The organism is Paeniglutamicibacter sulfureus, assembly GCF_030512175.1.
Taxonomy (GTDB): Bacteria; Actinomycetota; Actinomycetes; order Actinomycetales; family Micrococcaceae; genus Paeniglutamicibacter; species Paeniglutamicibacter sulfureus.
Genome location: NZ_JAULBL010000001.1, coordinates 1,432,928 through 1,450,974 on the forward strand (window position 1 = coordinate 1,432,928; position 18,047 = coordinate 1,450,974).

15 protein-coding genes and 1 riboswitch are annotated in these 18,047 nt (G+C 67.5%); of the genes, 9 read left to right on the forward strand and 6 right to left on the reverse strand.

The window, feature by feature from the left end; all coding sequences use genetic code 11:
- Positions 1–125 precede the first annotated feature (125 nt).
- On the reverse strand, positions 126–1,412 hold the full coding sequence (gene serS / locus Q2T94_RS06315) for a serine--tRNA ligase (RefSeq protein ID WP_264270995.1): 1,287 nt from the start codon (positions 1,410–1,412) through the stop codon (positions 126–128).
- Positions 1,413–1,450: 38 nt separating this feature from the next.
- On the opposite strand from serS, the gene Q2T94_RS06320 reads away from it, so the two are divergent.
- Complete coding sequence (locus Q2T94_RS06320) at positions 1,451–2,494, forward strand: diacylglycerol/lipid kinase family protein (protein WP_264270996.1); 1,044 nt, start codon at positions 1,451–1,453, stop codon at positions 2,492–2,494.
- Positions 2,495–2,548: 54 nt separating this feature from the next.
- Here Q2T94_RS06320 and pheA read toward each other — a convergent pair whose 3' ends face one another.
- Together pheA and Q2T94_RS06330 are read right to left on the reverse strand one after the other, a co-directional pair.
- Positions 2,549–3,478 carry a prephenate dehydratase gene (pheA, locus tag Q2T94_RS06325; RefSeq protein WP_264270997.1) on the reverse strand — a complete coding sequence of 310 codons (930 nt, stop codon included), beginning with the start codon at positions 3,476–3,478 and terminating at the stop codon, positions 2,549–2,551.
- Positions 3,475–3,801, reverse strand: coding sequence for a rhodanese-like domain-containing protein (locus Q2T94_RS06330; RefSeq protein WP_302263286.1), 327 nt, complete (start codon positions 3,799–3,801; stop codon positions 3,475–3,477). Before Q2T94_RS06330 ends, pheA begins: the two co-directional genes overlap by 4 nt.
- A gap of 193 nt (positions 3,802–3,994) precedes the next feature.
- Between Q2T94_RS06330 and Q2T94_RS06335 the strand changes: the two genes are divergently transcribed.
- Both Q2T94_RS06335 and Q2T94_RS06340 read left to right on the forward strand, forming a co-directional pair.
- On the forward strand, positions 3,995–5,377 hold the full coding sequence (locus tag Q2T94_RS06335; protein WP_302263287.1) for an amidase: 1,383 nt from the start codon (positions 3,995–3,997) through the stop codon (positions 5,375–5,377).
- A 52-nt stretch (positions 5,378–5,429) separates the two neighbouring features.
- Positions 5,430–6,887 (forward strand): peptide MFS transporter, encoded by a 1,458-nt coding sequence (locus tag Q2T94_RS06340; protein ID WP_302263288.1) that lies wholly within the window; start codon positions 5,430–5,432, stop codon positions 6,885–6,887.
- 134 nt (positions 6,888–7,021) lie between these two features.
- Here Q2T94_RS06340 and Q2T94_RS06345 read toward each other — a convergent pair whose 3' ends face one another.
- Positions 7,022–7,927: an IS982 family transposase gene (locus tag Q2T94_RS06345; RefSeq protein WP_302262855.1), complete on the reverse strand. Its 906-nt coding sequence runs from the start codon at positions 7,925–7,927 to the stop codon at positions 7,022–7,024.
- 96 nt (positions 7,928–8,023) lie between these two features.
- Positions 8,024–8,566: a DUF4190 domain-containing protein gene (locus tag Q2T94_RS06350; protein WP_302263289.1), complete on the reverse strand. Its 543-nt coding sequence runs from the start codon at positions 8,564–8,566 to the stop codon at positions 8,024–8,026.
- 144 nt (positions 8,567–8,710) lie between these two features.
- Between Q2T94_RS06350 and Q2T94_RS06355 the strand changes: the two genes are divergently transcribed.
- Positions 8,711–9,889, forward strand: coding sequence for a M4 family metallopeptidase (locus tag Q2T94_RS06355; RefSeq protein ID WP_302263290.1), 1,179 nt, complete (start codon positions 8,711–8,713; stop codon positions 9,887–9,889).
- 90 nt (positions 9,890–9,979) lie between these two features.
- Positions 9,980–11,617, forward strand: a complete 1,638-nt coding sequence (gene pgm / locus Q2T94_RS06360) for a phosphoglucomutase (alpha-D-glucose-1,6-bisphosphate-dependent) (protein WP_302263375.1) — start codon at positions 9,980–9,982, stop codon at positions 11,615–11,617.
- A 186-nt stretch (positions 11,618–11,803) separates the two neighbouring features.
- Here pgm and Q2T94_RS06365 read toward each other — a convergent pair whose 3' ends face one another.
- Positions 11,804–13,267: an aldehyde dehydrogenase family protein gene (locus Q2T94_RS06365; protein WP_302263291.1), complete on the reverse strand. Its 1,464-nt coding sequence runs from the start codon at positions 13,265–13,267 to the stop codon at positions 11,804–11,806.
- Between the two features lie 127 nt (positions 13,268–13,394).
- Positions 13,395–13,495: riboswitch (TPP riboswitch) on the forward strand.
- Between Q2T94_RS06365 and thiM the strand changes: the two genes are divergently transcribed.
- The 4 genes from thiM (at position 13,487) to Q2T94_RS06385 (ending at position 17,886) form a co-directional block, all read left to right on the forward strand.
- Complete coding sequence (gene thiM, locus Q2T94_RS06370) at positions 13,487–14,305, forward strand: hydroxyethylthiazole kinase (protein ID WP_302263292.1); 819 nt, start codon at positions 13,487–13,489, stop codon at positions 14,303–14,305. It overlaps the preceding riboswitch by 9 nt.
- On the forward strand, positions 14,302–14,961 hold the full coding sequence (thiE, locus tag Q2T94_RS06375; protein ID WP_302263293.1) for a thiamine phosphate synthase: 660 nt from the start codon (positions 14,302–14,304) through the stop codon (positions 14,959–14,961). Before thiM ends, thiE begins: the two co-directional genes overlap by 4 nt.
- Complete coding sequence (thiD, locus tag Q2T94_RS06380; RefSeq protein ID WP_302263294.1) at positions 14,958–16,487, forward strand: bifunctional hydroxymethylpyrimidine kinase/phosphomethylpyrimidine kinase; 1,530 nt, start codon at positions 14,958–14,960, stop codon at positions 16,485–16,487. Before thiE ends, thiD begins: the two co-directional genes overlap by 4 nt.
- A gap of 79 nt (positions 16,488–16,566) precedes the next feature.
- Positions 16,567–17,886 carry a uracil-xanthine permease family protein gene (locus Q2T94_RS06385; protein ID WP_302263295.1) on the forward strand — a complete coding sequence of 440 codons (1,320 nt, stop codon included), beginning with the start codon at positions 16,567–16,569 and terminating at the stop codon, positions 17,884–17,886.
- Positions 17,887–18,047: the final 161 nt, after the last annotated feature.

Here is an 18,047-nt window from a genome sequence, read left to right on the forward strand (position 1 = left end):
GTGAACGATGCATGAATGTCTTCCGAACCGCCGGGTTCCCTGCCAGCGTTTCCGGTGGTTAACGGCCGTTGGGAGGAGGCATGTGCCTCCTCCCAACGGGATGGTTCGCGCCTTCGTTCCTTGGCTTACAGGAGAGGAAGAACTTCCATTCCGCCCAGGTACGGGCGAAGCGCCACCGGCACGTTGACCGAGCCGTCGGCGTTCTGGTGGTGCTCAAGGATGGCCACGATCCATCGGGTGGTCGCCAGGGTGCCGTTGAGCGTCGACACAGCACGGGTCTTGCCCGGCTTGCCGTCGGCGCCAATTTCGCGTTCGCGGATGTTCAGGCGGCGGGCCTGGAAGGTGGTGCAGTTGGAGGTGGAGGTCAGCTCGCGGTAGGCGTCCTGGGTCGGGACCCATGCCTCGCAGTCGAACTTCCGTGCAGCGCTCATGCCCAGGTCCCCGGCCGCGGTATCGATGACGCGATAAGGCAGCTCGACCTTGGCGAGCATTTCCTCTTCCCAGGCCAGCAGCTTGGCGTGCTCGGCCTCGGACTGCTCCGGGGAGCAGTAGACAAACATTTCCAGCTTGTTGAACTGGTGGACGCGGATGATGCCGCGGGTGTCCTTGCCCGCCGAGCCCGCCTCGCGGCGGTAGCAGGAGGACCAACCTGCATAGCGCGTCGGACCGTCCGAAAGGTCGAGGATCTCGTTGGCGTGGTACCCGGCCAGGGCGACCTCGGAGGTGCCCACCAGGTACAGGTCGTCGCGCTCGAGCTTGTAGATCTCGTCGTCGTGCTCGACGTCGAAGCCGGTGCCCTGCATGGTTTCAGGGCGCACCAACGTCGGGGTGATCATGGGGATGAAGCCGTTCTGCACGGCCTGGTCCAGGGCCATGTTCATCAGTGCGATTTCCAGGCGGGCACCAATGCCCTTGAGGAAGTAGAAACGGGAACCGGAGACCTTCGCGCCGCGTTCCATGTCGATGGCACCGAGCAGCTCGCCGAGCTCGAGGTGGTCGCGTGGCTCAAAGCCCTCGGCGGCGAAGTCGCGGGGTGTTCCCACGTGCTTGACGACGGTGAAGTCGTCCTCGCCGCCGGAGGGCACACCGTCCAGGATCAGGTTGGGGATGGAGCGCTGCAGCTTCGTGTAGGTCTCTGCGGCAGCGTCCGAGGCGGCCTGTGCCTCCTTGACGTTCCTGGCCAGGTCCTTGACCTCGGCCAGTAGCGCCTGCTTTTCCTCGCCCTTGGCCGCGCCGACCCTCTTGCTGAAGGCGTTCTGTTGGGCACGCAGCGCCTCAAAGGATGCAATCGACTCGCGGCGCGCTGTATCTGCGGCCAAAATCGCATCAATCAGGGACTCATCCGCCCCGCGGGCGCGCTGCGATGCGCGGAAGGTATCTGGATTTTCACTGAGTACTTTTACGTCGATCACGTCCTAAGCCTAGCAATCCCCGTTAGTCTGGGGAGACTATGCAACGTAATCGACTCTTTGCCCTGATCAGCGCGGGTGCCGCGGGCACGGCGGCAACAATTAGTTGGCTCTCCGTGCGCCGGCTCGTGGACCGGAATCGGCCGGCATCCCTGGCCCCCGTCGCGGGCATCGCCACGTCCGCACTCAAGGTTGCGCTGGTGGTGAATCCAAGCAAGCTGGGAATGGACGAAGCGATAGCCGCCGTGCATCATGTGTGTGCCGAGGCCGGCCTCGTGGATCCCCTGGTCTATGAGACCACGGTTGACGATCCGGGACAGGGCGCCGCCCGAGAGGCCCTGGAAGCCGGCTGTGACGTTGTCATTGCGGCAGGAGGCGACGGCACCGTCCGCGCCGTGGCCGAGGTCCTGCGTGACACCGATGCCACCCTCGGGTTGATTCCGCTGGGGACGGGGAACCTGCTGGCCCGCAACGTGGACGTGCCGCTCGAGGACATTGACACCGCGGCGTTCGGGGCCGTTCGGGGACCCGTGCGCACCATTGACACCGGATCGATCACCTTGAACCACCTCGACGGAAGCGCCAGCGAGCATGCATTCCTGGTGATCGCGGGCGTTGGCACGGATGCCGATGTCATGGACGACACGAACGAGGAACTCAAGGCCAAGGTTGGCTGGCTGGCCTATTCGGAGGCCGGTTTCCGGCACCTCCCGGGCAAGCGCAAGAAGATCTCCATCGCCCTGGACGGTGGGTCCGAGCAAACCCGCAGCGTTCGTTCCGTGCTCTTTGCCAATTGCGGGAAGCTGCAGGGCCTGGACCTGGTTCCGGAGGCAAAGATCGACGACGGCGTCTTGGACGTGGTCGTTCTCAGCCCGCGCAGCGCCGCCGGGTGGGGCTGGATTTTCCTCAAGACGGCATTCCGTGCCCGCGGTGCAATCCCGGTGATGGGCTTCTATCCGACCGCAACGCTTAACGTCCGTTGCCACGAGCCCATGAACACCCAGATCGACGGTGACGCGACGGGGCTGGTGACCGGGCTCGAAGTCAAGGTGAAACCCGCGTCGCTGAAGATGCGCTTGGGCTAGCGATCCTTCCAAGGTTTCCGGGGCGGGCAGCGCCCGCGCCGGAAATCCTCGAAACTAGGTGGCCAGACGCGTTTTGAGGCCGTGAACCCACGCGTGCGCCTTGGAAAACGCGTTGTCGGAGTTGTGCGCATCCACCGAAGAGGAGAGCCCTTCGGCCGCCGGGTATGAACCCAGGAACCGCAGGTCCGGGCAGACCCGGTGCAGGCCGGCCAGTGCGTCGGCAACGCGTTCCTGCGCCAGATGCCCGTCGACGTCCACGGAGAAGAAATACTTTCCCATGCCCTCACCCGTGGGTCGGGACTCGATGCGGCTGAGGTTTACCCCGCGCACCACGAACTGTTCCAGGATGTCCATGAGGGCGCCGGGCCGGTCCTCGGCCAGCGGCAAGATGACGGTGCTCTTATCCACTCCGGTCGGCGCCGGGATCGGCCCCGGGCGGGCGACAAGGACGAACCGGGTGACGGCTCCCTGGTAGTCTTCGATGCCTTCGCGCAGGATCTTCAGTCCGCGTTCCCGGGCCACCAGGGGCGAGCAGATCGCCGCATCGTGTCCGGTTTCATCGTCCAGCAGTGCGAGCGCACCTGCTGCCGTGGAGGAGGCGGGAACGAATTCCGCTCCGGGAATATTCGCTTCGGCCCAGCCGCGGCATTGCGCCCAGGCATGGCCGTGCGTGGAAACGGAGCGGATCTGCTCGAGGGAATCGATGTTTTGGCGCACCGCCAGCACGAAGCTGATGGTCACCAGGGCCTCGCGCATGATCTGCAGGGCCTCCCCGGTGGCTATGGCATCCAGCGTGGCGGACACCCCGCCCTCCACCGAGTTCTCGATGGGCACCATGGCCGCGTCGGCTTCCCCGCTGCGGACCTTGTCAAGTGCCGCGTTGACGTTGGCCGACGGGATGCGTTCGGCGTCCCGGGCACCGGGAACCTGCAGCAGGGCGGCCTCGGTGAAGGTTCCCGCAGGACCCAAATAGGTGTAGATCATCGGACGGTGGGCTCCTGCCCGTTTTCGCTCTCCAGAGGCAGCCCGGCTTCGAGCCAGGCACCTGAACCGCCGGCAATGTTGAAGGCGCAGTATCCCTGGGAGACCAGCCACGCCGCGGCCTGTGCCGAACGGCCGCCGGTGCGGCAAATGATGTAGGCGTCGGTGTCCGGGTCAAGTTCCTCGAGGCGCAGCGGCAGGTCGGCGAGCGGGATGTGAACGGCGCCCGTGGCGTGTCCCTCGACCCATTCGTACTCTTCGCGGACGTCAAGGATCAACGCGTCGGCGGGAACCTGATCGACCGATACCGTTTCAAAATCACTCATGACTCTCCTTTGGCTCACCAGTTGTTGTGTTGCCCAACAGCCTAGCGCCCGGGCGTGATGGGCCATGGATTCGGTGAAGCGGATGTTGCGCCGCACCGCACCCGCGTTGGCGGGCATCGAGCCGTACTACGATCGGTGGTGGGGACCGCTGCCGGAAGGCATTGGCGCTCCATCACCACAGAAGGAGTCGTTGATGTCCGAGATTGCCGAAATGACCGCGTTGGAACTTCGCGATGCGCTGCGCCGCGGGGATCTGTCTGCACGCGATGCGGTCGGGCACTATCTGGGGCGGATCGAGGAACTCAACCCCGTCCTGGGATCGTTCGTCACCGTCACCGCGGAGCAGGCAATGACCGCGGCCGCTAACTCCGATGCGCTTTATGCCGCCGGGGAGCCCGTGGGGATGCTCAACGGGATGCCGCTGGCCTACAAGGACCTGCTGGACGTGGCGGGCGTGCCGACCGGCTTCGGAACCGCCGCATTCGGCCCCGCCGTTGCCACAAAGGACTCGCCCCTGGTGGCCACGCTGTCGCGGGCTGGCGCAATTTCGCTGGGCAAGACCCAGGTGCCCGAGTTCGGGTTGAGCTGCCATTCGGAAAACGATGTGGCGCCGCCTGCCCGGAACCCGATGAACCCGGCATTGTCCGCCGGTGGTTCCAGCGGCGGAGAAGCGGCGGCCGTGGCGGCCGGGATGCTGCCCTTTGGTCCAGGCAGCGACGGCGGGGGCTCGGTCCGCATCCCGGCCTCGGCCTGCGCCCTGATTGGGCTGAAGCCCGGCATGGGCACCATCCCCAGCGACGTCCTGGACGGCACCCTCGACGCCTTCGGTGCACCTCGGCTCACCGTTTCCGGACCCTTGGCCCGCACCGCCCTGGATGCGGCACTGCTCATGGATGCCATGGTCGACCCCACGCGCGAAACTTATCTGGATGCCCTGCGAGACGGTGCCGTCGATGCCCTGCGCGGCCTGCGGATCGGGGTCAGCACCGACAGCCCCTTTGCCTCGGCGTACGAAATCAAGCTCGCTCCCGACGCCCACGCGGCGCTCAACCATGGGATCAGGGCGCTCGGCGCCCGGGGCCACCATCTTGAGGAAGCCGAGATCTTCTACGATGCGGCCTACCCCGAGACGTTTTCCACGGTGTGGACCGGCGGCCTTGCGGCGGCTCCCATCCCGGCGGGCAGTGAAGCGAAACTGGGCACCCTGGCACGGTCGTTCCGCGAACGCGCCACGCACCGCGACCTGATGACCTCCGTGGCGGCGGCCCGCCGCCTGACGGAGATTGCCTCGGATTTCCGCACGCAGTGGGGCCGCTACGACGTGGTGCTGACTCCCGCCATGGCGTCCACTCCCCCGGCAATCGGCTTCTACACCTCGCAGGACGCAGACACCGACTACATGCGCCAATGCCAGTACACCCCCTACACATCCATGGTGAACGTCTCGGGCCTTCCGGCGATCACGGTACCGACGTTCACGACGGCCAACGGCCTGTCAATGGGCGTGCAACTGATTGGCCGGGCGGGGTCGGAAAGCCAGCTCCTGGCCCTGGCGCAACAACTGTCCGAAATGTGAGATTGATCTACAAAGTGGGCATGACGCGCATCACGGGCGAAAAATTGATGACATGTCTATATCCACCTCGCTGAAGGATCCGTCCTCGACCGGCTTCTTTGGCCACCCCAAAACGCTTTCGAATTTGTTCAGCATCGAGATGTGGGAACGCTTCTCGTTCTACGGGATGCAAGCGATCCTCGCGTACTACATGTACTTCTCCGTCACCGATGGCGGACTCGGGATCCCCCAGGACCTGGCGCTGTCGCTGGTCGGCGCGTATGGCGGAGCCGTCTACCTGAGCACCATTCTTGGCGCCTGGCTCGCGGACCGCCTGCTGGGATCCGAAAAGGTCCTGCTCTGCTCCGCCTTCCTGATCATGGGCGGACACATTGCGCTGGCAGCCCTTCCCGGCGCGACCGGGTTGGCCGTCGGCCTGGTCCTTGTTGCCGTGGGCTCGGGCGGGTTGAAGGCCAACGCCACCGCACTGGTCGGTTCCCTGTACTCCAAGGAAGACACCCGTCGCGATGCAGGGTTCTCGATCTTCTACATGGGAGTGAACATCGGCGGCCTGCTTGGCCCGCTGCTCACCGGATTCCTGCAGCAGCGCTGGGGCTTCCACTTCGGTTTCGCCGCAGCGGCCATCGGCATGGCCATTGGCGTTGCCATCTACCTCAGCGGCCGCAAGAACCTGCCCGATTCGGTCAAGCTGGTCGGCAACCCGCTGCCCGCCAACGAGCGCACGAAGTACCTGATCGGCTTCCTAGCCTTCGTCGTCGTCGTGGTGGCGGCATTCGCGTTGAAGATCGTCACCGCCGAGTCCCTGGCACGCACCATTGCGTACGCCGTCATCCTGGCTTCGGTCATCTACTTCACCCTGATGCTGCGTTCCAAGCGCGTCTCCGCGGTTGAGCGCAAGCACGTTCTCGCCTTCATCCCGCTATACATCGCCTCGGCCGCCTTCTGGGCGCTGTTCCAGCAGCAGTTCACGTTCATCGCCGTGTACTCGCAGGAACGCCTGGACCGCTCGCTCTTCGGCTGGGAGATGCCCGCCTCCTGGGTCCAATCCATCAATCCTGTCTTCATCATCGTGCTGGCCGGCATCTTCGCCGCCCTGTGGACCAAGATGGGCACCCGCCAGCCGGGAACCGTGGTCAAGTTCTCCCTGGCCCTGGTTCTCGTGGGCCTGGCATTCCTGGTCTTCATCCCGATGAATTCGCTGGAGAAGACGCCGCTGCCGGCGCTCGTCGGCATCCTCCTGCTCTGCACGCTGGCCGAGTTGCTGCTGAGCCCCATCGGCCAGTCCGTCACCACCAAGCTGGCCCCGGCGGCCTTCGGCACGCAGATGATCGCGCTGTTCTTCCTCTCTGTGTCACTGGGCACCACGCTGGCAGGCATCCTGGCCGGTTTCTACACCGAGGGCAACGAGATCACTTATTTCCTTGCCCTCGGAGGAACCGCCATCGTGCTGGGCGTTGGCCTGCTGCTGGCCACCCCGGCCCTCAAGAGGCTGATGGGCGAGGTCCGCTAGACCCTCGGCATCCCGCTCCCACGAGGTGGGCGGGCCACGAACGCAGAGAGCGGCCGCAGCCGGCATTCTTGCCGGTTGCCGCCGCTGTCTTTTTGCCCGCGGATCCTGACCTAGATGATTAAGTCCTAATCATTTCAGTGGTCGTAGGCGGTGAGGGAGCGTTTGCGGGGTGCGTTGGTTTTCCAGTTGTGCCAGATTCCTGCCGCGAGGGCCAGGAGCTTTGACGCGACGCGTGCGTAGAGACCTTCGAGGGTTCTGGCGCCGTGGTGTTCGAGCCCGAGCTGGCCCTTGAGGCTGTCGAAGACGGACTCGATCCACTGGCGGATGCCGCCGAACTTCCCGAACCTGGGCTTTTCGTCCTTGCGGTCCGGCCGCACCAGGTTGGCGCCGAGGTCCTCGGCGATGAACCGCTCAAAGTCCCTTCCGGCGAAACCCTTGTCGGCAAGGATGACCTGCCCGTCGCGGACCAGATGGTGGTCGTGGCGCAGCAGGGCCTCGGTGACCTCGCGTTCCCCGAGCTTGGGGTTGGCCAGTCCCCAGATCACCGGCATGCCCTCGGGGGTGCTGACTAGGTACAGGCGAAAGCCCCAGAAGTAGCGCGAATGCGAGGCGCAGTATCCGTAGCCGGCGTGCCCGGCCAGGTCCGAGCGCTTGACTGTTTCGCGGCTGGTGCCGCACGGGACGGGGGTCGAATCCAGCAGGCGGAGGATCTCGTGCCAGGATTCGGTGTCTTTGGCCAGGGCGGTGATCACCGCACTGATCAGGGTTCCGGCGGCGCGCACGCGCTTGTTGTAGCCGGATTGCTGCGGGATGCCGGGGAACAGTTCCCGCAGGTGGGTGCGGGCGTAGCGGACCCATCGCGATTCGGAGGAGTGCCCGTGCAGCAGGTGCTGGGCCACGACCAGGCACAGCAGCTCGGCATCGCTCAAGATGGCCTTGCGGCCGGGTTTGCTCGAGCGGTCGTATCCCAAATCCGGCAGGACACGATCGGTGAGTAGGACGTAGAGTGTGGTCAGGAGAGTGTTGAGTTTTGGGTTCACATACGAGACTTAGCACTCTCCGCCAGCGATTAACAGGGTCCGGGAACAAGTTCCCGGACCCTGTCTCGTTCCAAGCGTCAATTAGGACTGACTCATCTAGTAGGCGTACGCCCCCAGCGTGCTGCCCAGGAAGATGAGCACGACCATCCACAGCAGGAAGATCGCGGCTCCCAGGTAGCCTGTGACCAGGCCGGCAATGGCGACACCGCGCATGTGCGGTTCGCGGCGCAGGGCAAGGTGGCCGCAGATAATCGCCGCCAGTTGGGGGAAGAAGAACAGCCCGACGCTGACCAACCCGATGATTCCGGTCACCAGCGAAACAATGGCCAACACGCCGGCCGGGCGCTGGGCCTGCACCGGGTAGCCGGGCTGCGGATAACCGGCTTGCGGTGACCCCGTTTGGGCAGGTCCCTGCCGCGTGTAGCCGGGCTGCCCGTTACCGTTCTGGCCCGCCTGGCCCACATTGCCAGGACTGCCCGGACCGCGGTTCAGCCCAATCGGCGGGCCATCCAGTGGCTGGTCCAGATAGGGATTGCGCGGCGGAGCCGCATGCGGATTGTGCGACCAGCGCGGGTCGCTGGGATCCCCAAACGACGGCCGGTTCACTGGATCGTGCGCTGCGTCCTCGGGATTCCCCATGGTTCCTGTTCCTCACTTGTGCCCGCCTGCCCATGCACCTTCATGCACCGGCCCGGCACCGTCTCTGGCCCTCAGTTTAGCCACGATTGCCCGGCACAGCATGCTCACATTCGCCGCTCAGGAACCGGTGGGAGGGTTGGCACCATGCACAAGGCAACATACCTTCCGGATACGGACCCCCACCCCCGGCACCATGCCGTACCCCCCTACCTGCTGATGTCGATGGCGGCCTGCGACGGTGCTTGGGAAGCATCCGAGGGCATGCGCGAGTTCATCGCCCCGCCCCGGGAACCCGGGGAAGCGGAAGGGCCCGGGGCCGAAACCCGTGCACGCATCGCCACCCGGGCACGCCGGACCCTGTTGCTGGACCAGGCCCTGCTGCACGACCGGGCCACCACAGCCACCGACCTCGATCGGCTGATAGAACCATCCGGGCGGCTGATCCGCACCATCTGCGACGCACAGGGCGCCGAAACCACCCCCGGCACCGACGCCCGCACCGAGGGCCTGGACCCCGTGGCGGATGAGGACGCGAACCGCGCCTTCGACGGGCTGGGCGCGGTCCACGCGTTCCTGGTCGAGATGCTCAAGCTCAACTCGCTGGACGGCGCAGGACTGGGCCTGGGCGGCACCGTGCACTACGGCTTGCACTACGCCAACGCGTTCTGGGACGGCACCCAAATGGTGATGGGCGACGGGGACGGGGAGATCTTCGAGTCCTTGACGTCCTCCCTGTCGGTGATCGCCCACGAGCTGGGGCACGGCCTGCTGCAGCACACCACCAACCTGGCCTACCGGGGCCAATCCGGTGCGCTGAACGAGTCGATTGCCGATGTCCTGGGCGCACTCGTGGAGCAGTTCACCGCCGGCCAGGACGCGGCGGGCGCCAGCTGGCTGATCGGCGAGGGGCTGTTCACCGACAAGGTCCGGGGGCTGGGCTTGCGCTCCATGGCGGCCCCGGGAACCGCCTACGACGATCCGATCCTGGGCAGGGACCCGCAGCCGGCGACCATGTCCGGCTACGTGGAAACCGCCGAGGACCACGGCGGGGTGCACCTGAACTCGGGCATCCCCAACCACGCGTTTTATCTCTTTGCCACGGCCCTGGGCGGCAAGGCCTGGGAAACCGCCGGTTCCCTGTGGTTCAACGTGGTCGCCATGCGCGCGCTGCCTGAGGATGCGGACTTCGGCACCTTTGCCGAACAGACCCTGCTCCAGGCCCGCCGCGACCACGGGGCCGGTTCCAAGGTGGAGCTTGCGCTGGCCGATGCCTGGGACACCGTCGGCGTGGTCCCCCGGGTGAAGGATGCCGAGCAGGGATGACCGACGCACAGCGGGGCCCGACACGAAATCATGAACCCGCACCGCGGCGTCTTCGGCCACGGCAACGCAATCAATGAGAAACTGGGGGGCATGGCCCATCCTCGCGCCGGGACCCCGGCACTGCCCCAAGACCTGATCGATCTCCCAGCGGTGCGCGACGCGTACTTCGACATCCACCCGGATCCCTCCGACCCCGCCCAGCGCGTGGCCTTCGGCACCTCCGGGCACCGCGGCACCTCGCTGAACGGTTCCTTCAACGAGGACCACATCGCCGCCATCACCCAGGCCATTGTCCAATACCGGCGCGGCGCCGGGATCACCGGACCGGTCTTCGTCGGCAAGGACACCCATGCCCTCTCGGATCCTGCACAGGACACCGTGCTCGAGGTCCTGGCCGGAAACGACGTGTCGATCCTGGCCGATGCACGCACCGGCTGGACCCCCACGCCGGCCCTGAGCCACGCCATCCTGGCGCACAACGCCGACCCGGCCGCTCCGCGCGCCGACGGCATCATCATCACCCCCTCGCACAACCCTCCCGCCGACGGCGGACTGAAGTACAACCCGCCGCACGGCGGGCCGGCCGACACCGACGCCACCTCGTGGATCGCGAACCGCGCCAACGAGCTGCTGGAGGCCAAGCTGGCCGGGGTCAAGCGGATCCCGCTGGGCGCCGCGCGGCTGGGCGGCAAGATCGGCTCCTTTGACTTCATGTCCTCCTACGTCAACGACCTGCCCTCCGCGCTGGACCTGGACGCGATCCGCGATGCCGGCATCCGCATCGGCGCCGACCCGATGGGCGGGGCCGCCGTCGACTACTGGGGCGCGATCGCCGAAACCCACAAGCTGGACCTCACCGTCGTCAACCCGGGCGTGGACCCGCGCTTTGCCTTCATGTCCCTGGACACCGACGGCAAGATCCGCATGGACTGCTCCTCGGCCGATGCGATGGCCTCGCTGATCGCCGCCCGCAGCTCCTTCGACATTGCCACGGGCAACGACGCCGATGCGGACCGCCACGGCATTGTCACTCCCGATGCCGGGCTGATGAACCCCAACCACTACCTGGCCGTGGCCATCGAGTACCTCTACACCAACCGCACCGGCTGGTCCGCGGAGGCGGGCATCGGCAAGACGCTGGTCTCCTCCTCGATGATCGACCGGGTTGCCGCCTCACTGGCCCGCACCCTGGTCGAGGTCCCGGTGGGCTTCAAGTGGTTCGTGCCGGGGCTGCTGGACGGTTCCGGGGCGTTCGGCGGCGAGGAATCCGCGGGCGCATCCTTCCTGCGCCGCGACGGACGCACCTGGACCACCGACAAGGACGGAATCCTGATGGCGCTGCTGGCCAGCGAGATCACCGCCGTCACCGGCTCTTCCCCCTCGAAGCACTATGCCGCGCTGGCAGCCGAGCACGGCTCCCCGAGCTATGCGCGCATCGACGCCCCGGCCGACAGGGAGCAGCGGGCGCGGCTGGGGAACCTCGCGGCCACCGACGTGGCCGCCGAGATGCTGGCGGGAGAGGAGATCACCGCACGGCTGACCGAGGCGCCGGGCAACGGGGCGAAGATCGGCGGGCTGAAGGTCACCACGCAGAACGCCTGGTTTGCCGCGCGCCCCTCGGGCACCGAGGACAAGTACAAGATCTACGCCGAGTCGTTCCTGGGCGACGAGCACCTGGCCCGGGTGCAGGCCGAGGCGAAGGACATTGTCTCCGCGGTGCTCGGATAGGGGACCACAGGTTCCGTCGTGTTCCCGGTGCGTTGCCACCCGGAAAGCACCACGGCGTGGCACGGATGTAGGACTGCGAGCCGCCCCCGGCGGGAGGGCCCCGCGGGCCTACATGGCTGACTGCGGCATTCCGGACGTTCTGCCAAAAAGCGGCTTCCACAGGTGAATATGCGGATTGCGGAATGCTTACATGAGCCTGTCGATGAGCTTGGATTTCGCCCACGTGTACGGCGGGTAGAGCGCCTTGAGCGTGTCCACTACTGTCGTCTTGCCCATCACCGCGCGCATCTGCGATAGCCGCTCGAACCCATGCCGCCCGTGGTATGCACCCATGCCGGATGCGCCAACGCCGCCAAAGGGAAGACCCGGGACGAAGAGGTGCACATTGGGCGCATTGTGCACGATGGCCCCCGCCCGCACCTGGTCCCCGAAGGCCGACTGCAGCCGCGGGTTCTCGCTGAAGAGGTAGGCGACCAGCGGGTTTGGGCGTGCGTTGATGAAGCGCACGGCCGCATCGAAGCTTTCCACCGCGATGATCGGCAGTATCGGGCCAAAGATCTCCTCGCGCATCAGCGGCGAGTCCGGATCCACGTTGGCCATCACGGTGGGCTCGATCTTCAGGGTGTCGGCATCGTACCCGCCCCCGATGAGGATCTCGCCGTGGTCCAGGTAGGAAACCAACCTGTCGAAGTGGGCGGTGTTCACGATGCGGCCGTAGTCGCGGCTGGACAGCGGATTCTTCCCGTAGAACCCGGTGATCGCCTTGGCCAGCTGTTTTTCCAGGTCCCGGGCGGCATCGCCGACCGCCAGCACGTAGTCGGGCGCCACGCAGGTCTGCCCGGAATTCATGAACTTCCCGAAGGCAAGCCTGCGCGCCACCGTGGAGGAGGATCCGTCCATCACCAGGGCCGGGGACTTTCCGCCCAGCTCAAGTGTCACGGGTGTCAGGTGCTCTGCGGCGGCGCGGGCCACGATCTTGCCAACCCGCTCACCGCCGGTGAAAAAGATGTGGTCAAAGTGCTGTTCCAGCAAGTGTTTGCTGGTGGATGCGCCGCCTTGCACGACGGCGCAGGCCCGGTGGTCGAGGAACTTCGGGATCAGCCTGCCCAGCACCGCGGAGGTCGCCGGTGCCAGCTCCGAGGGCTTGAGCACCGTGACGTTGCCCGCCGCGATGGAGGCAACCAGCGGGGCGAGGATCAACTGCAGCGGATAATTCCAGGCGCCGATCACCAGCACCACGCCCAGGGGTTGCGGCTCGATCTTGGCTGCCGCCGGATGCAGTGCCAACGGGATCTTCACCGCCTTGGACTCCATCCACTCGGAGAGGTGAAGCTGCGCGTGGTCGATTTCCGCGCGCACCATGTCGATTTCCGTCAGCTTCGCCTCGACGGTGCCCTTGCCCAGGTCGTCGGCCAGCGCATCGGTGAAATCCTGCTCGTGGGCATCCAGCATCCGTTCGAGGGCCTTGAGCTGCGAGGCCCGGAAGCGGCGCGGGTGGGCCAGCCGGGTGGCGACCACGTCGTGCATCGAGGCGACGATCTCCACGATGTTTTCCGGGAGTTCGGGCACCACCTCGGGAAGCTCGAGCTCGTTCAGCGCCGTCGACTCGCGAGACGCAGCTGATTTGTGTGGAGTGTCGGATGTGCCCATGTCCCGAGCCTACGGCCAGCGCGGCATCTCCAACAGGCCGCCGCGCCCTGGTTGCGGGGAGGCGCCTCGCGCAGGAAGGACGCGGACTCGGCTTTCCCGCCCCGGGGCCCGGTGGGATAGGCTCACGCATAGTGACACGGGGTGTCGGCGCGCACGCGACCGGCTGAGATGAAACCCGTAGAACCTGATCTAGTTCGTACTAGCGGAGGGATGTTGCTCATGGAATCCATGGCGCCTTCAAGACTTGTAACACCCGGCGAGCTCGCCGATGCCCTGGGCGCGCTGCGCGCCTCCTCGCCCCTGGTCCAGTGCCTGACCAACACCGTGGTCACCAACTTCACCGCCAACGTGCTGCTGGCCGCCGGCGGGTCCCCGGCCATGGTGGACGTCCCCGGGGAGGCCGGCGACTTTGCCGCGGTGGCGGCATCCCTGCTGGTCAACCTGGGCACCCCGAACACCGAGCAGGCGGCCGCCATGCGCGAGGCCGTTACCGGCGCCGGCGCCGCCTCGACGCCCTGGGTGCTGGACCCCGTGGCGATCGGGTCGCTGCGCGTGCGCACCGCCCTCGCCCGCGAACTTGCCGCCGCCGGACCGAGCGTGATCCGCGGGAACGCCTCGGAGATCCTGGCGCTGGCCGGCGTCTCGGGGGGCGGGCGCGGGGTCGAGTCCACCGATTCGGTTGCCGCCGCGGCCGACGCCGCCAGGGAGCTGGCCAGGAGCAGCGGAGCTGTCGTGGCTGTCTCCGGGGAGGCTGACCTGGTCACCGACGGGGTGCGCATCGTGTACGTGCACGGCGGCAGCGCGCTGCTGACCCGCATCACCGGCGGCGGGTGCGCGCTGGGCGCGGTCTGCGCCGCCTTCCTGTCCACCGGCCCCGACCCGCTGGTGGCCACGGTGGCCGCGCACGCCTTCTACTCCGCCGCCGCCGAACGCGCCGCAGAACACGCGGCGGGACCCGGCACCTTCGCCCCGCTCTTCCTGGACGCGCTGGCAGCCATCTCCCCCGCCGAGCTGCGCGCCGCGGCGGTGCTCTCATGAGCGGCTACGGCGTGTACCTGGTCGCGGACTCGGCCTCCACCGCCGGACGTCCGCTGGCCGACATTGTGAAGGCCGCGGTCGACGGAGGCATCACGACGGTGCAACTGCGCTGCAAGGACATGCCGGCCGGAGAATTCGTGGACCTCGTCATGGAATGCGCCCACCACACCGCCGGGCGCGCGACACTGCTGGTCAACGACCGCGTCGACGTGTTCCTGGCCGCCCGCACCTCCGGCGCCGACGTGCAGGGCGTTCACATCGGCCAATCCGACCTGCCGGCAAACCTGGTGCGCGAACTCATCGGCCCCGGCTCCGTGCTGGGACTCTCCGCGGCCGGCGATGGCGAGATCCGCACCGCGAACCAACTCAACGCGTTTGCCCCGGGCACCATCGACTACCTGGGGGTCGGCGCCGTGCACGCCACCCCCACCAAGAAGGACCACCCCGAGCCGCTGGGCCACGCGGGCCTGGCCCGCGCCGTTGGACTCAGCGACCTCCCGGTCATCGCCATCGGCGGCATCGACGCCGCGGATGTTGCCCCGCTGGCCCGCTCCGGGGCCGCCGGCGTGGCGGTGGTCCGCGCCATTTGCGCCGCCGATGACCCGCGCGAAGCATCCAGGAACCTACGCACCCTCTGGGAGGGCAGCAAGCCATGAGCACCCCGAACACCGTGAAGAACATCCTGTCCATCGCCGGCTCCGACCCCTCCGGCGGCGCCGGGATCCAGGCAGACCTGAAATCCATCGCCGCCGCCGGCGGCTACGGAATGGCCGCCATCAGCGCGCTGACCGCGCAGAACACCCGCGGCGTCAGTGCCGTGCACGTGCCGCCGGCCGGCTTCCTGCTGGCGCAGCTGCGCGCGGTTTCCGAGGACATCGCCATCGACGCGATCAAGATCGGGATGCTCGCCAACGCGGCGGTCATCGACGAACTCGGCGGCTGGCTGGCCGGGATCCGGATCGCCGCGGGCTCCGATGCCCCGGCGGTGGTGCTGGACCCGGTCATGGTCGCCACCAGCGGGGATTCGCTGCTGGATGCAGAGGCAACCAACGCGCTGCGGCGCCTCTTTGCCCACGTCGACGTGATCACCCCCAACATCCCGGAACTTGCCGTGCTGGCGCGCGCCGAGGTCGCCGGGAACTGGGAGCAGGCGGTGGCCCAGGCGCGCTCCGTTGCCGCCGAGTACCAGGTCCTGGTGCTGGCCAAGGGCGGACACCTGGAAGGCGAAACCTGCCGGGACGCCCTCATCTCTCCCGACGGCGTGCTCTTCGAGGTCGCCTCGCCGCGGCTGGCCACCCCCAACACCCACGGCACCGGCTGCTCGCTCTCCTCCGCCCTGGCGACCTTCTACGCCCGCGGCGGCGACTGGGCCCAGGCGCTGCGCCAGGCCAAGGCCTGGCTGTCGGAGGCGATTGCCCGGGCGGACGAGCTGGCGGTCGGCGGCGGGCACGGCCCGGTGAACCACCTGGCAGCACTCTGGGACGGGGTGCGCCCGGCACCGGCCCGGGACCCGCTGGCGCACTGGTGGGAAGCGATCGCCGGCATCCGCGCGGGCATCGACGAGCTGGCGTTCATCCGCCGGCTCAAGGACGGGTCGCTGGCCCCCGCCGACTTCGAGGACTACCTGGGCCAAGACGCCCTGTACCTGCGCAGCTATGCGCGGGTCATGTCGCGGGCCTCGGAACTCGCCCCGACCACCGAGGAGCAGCGCTTCTGGGCGGGAAGCGCCGCCAGCTGCCTGGAGGAGGAAATGACGCTGCACCGCGGCCGGCTCGCCGATCAGGTCCCGGAGCCCTCGAACGCCACCACCGCGTACCTCAACCACCTGCGGGCCGGCAGCGACGACTACCCGGTGCTTGCGGCCGCGCTGCTGCCCTGCTTCTGGATCTACCAGGACGTGGGCAAGCGGCTGGCGGCGGCCAACCACCCGGCACACCCCTACGCGGACTGGCTGGCCACCTATTCCTCGGTTCAGTTCGACGACGTCACGGCGCGGGCCATCGAACTGGTCCGGGGCGTTCACGCACGGGCCGACGAGTCCACGCGGGCGGCCATGTGGCGCGCCTTCGAGGCCTCGTCCGTGCACGAGCTGGACTTCTTCGCGCAGACGGCCGCCGATGCGCCCGGCGCCGGGGACGGGGTGGGTTCCATCACCGCGGGTGTCGCACTGCCCGTGGGGTGAGTAAAATGCACACGGGGGTTTTGCGCGCCGCGTGCGCGCCCCCCGGCATTTTTTCCCACCCTGCGCCCGGAAGGCACCCATGAGCAACCGATTCGGCATTGGCTGGAACCTGCACGGCGACGGCAAGTCCATCTCCCCCGGAACGGTGGTGGCCCCGAACGAGCGGCTGCACTGGCCGCAGACCATCTCCATTGGCGTGCAGCACGTCATGGCGATGTTCGGGTCCACGGTGCTGGTTCCGGCGATCACCGGGTTCCCGGCCACCACTACGCTGTTCTTCTCCGGCGTGGGGACCCTGCTGTTCCTGCTCATCACCGCGGGCCGGGTGCCCAGCTACCTGGGTTCCTCCTTCGCGTTCATCGCCCCGGTCTCCGCGGCCATGGCCGGGCACGGGATGGCAGGCGCGCTGGGCGGCATCGTGGTCTCCGGTGCGGCGCTGTTCGTCGTCGGGCTGATCGTGCAGAAATCGGGCACCGGGTGGATCCACGCGCTGATGCCGCCGGTGGTCATGGGCACCATCGTCGCGCTGATCGGCTTGAACCTGGCCTCGGCCACGCTCAAGCCGATGCAGGAATTCCCGCTGACCACCTTCGCGACGGTGCTGGCCATCGTGGTCTCCGCGGTGCTCTTCCGCGGCCTGCTGGGCCGGCTGTCCATCCTGCTGGGCCTGGTCATCGGCTACCTGGTGGCACTGGCACAGGGCCAGGTCGACTTCCAGCCCATCGCCGACGCCCCGGTCATCGGGTTGCCGGTGTTCACCGCCCCCACCTTCCACCTGGACACGCTGCTGGTGTTCCTGCCGGTGGTGTTCGTGCTGATCGCCGAGAACATCGGCCACGTGAAGACCGTGGGGCTGATGACCGGGCGCGACCTGGACGCGGTCAACGGCCGGGCGCTGCTGGCCGACGGCGCCGCGACGCTGCTGGCCGGCTTCGGCGGCGGCTCGGGCACCACCACCTACGCAGAGAACATCGGGGTGATGGCCTCCTCGCGGGTCTACTCCACCGCCGCCTACTGGATCGCGGGCATCGTGGCGATCCTGGTGGCGTTCTTCCCGAAGTTCGGCGCCGTCATCAACACCATCCCCGCCGGGGTATCCGGCGGCGCGGGCATCGTGCTCTACGGCATGATCGGCATCATCGGGGCGCGCCTGTGGGTGCAGAACAAGGTCGACTTCTCCAACCCGATCAACCTGATGACCGCAGGCACGGGGCTGATCATCGCCATCGCCGTCACCAGCGAACTGGCCTTCGGCGAGGTCAAGCTCGGCGGCATCGCCCTGGGCACCATCGCGACCTTGGTGATCTTCCACCTGATGCGCACCATTGCCCGGGCCCGGGGCACCGAGCCGACGGACGTCGAGGCCGTCGGCGGAGCCACGCACTCCAAGCTCGGTTAGGACGTTTTCGGTTGGACTCCTTCAACCGGCGCCCAATCCTGTTGATTCAAGCCTGTGCGCATGGCCGCCAGGGGCGTCCGGGCCGAGCTCGAGGACTTCACGGAGGCAGCCCTTGGCGTCGCCCGGTCCCGTCGCCCGGTCCCGTCGCCGAATCCCGTCGC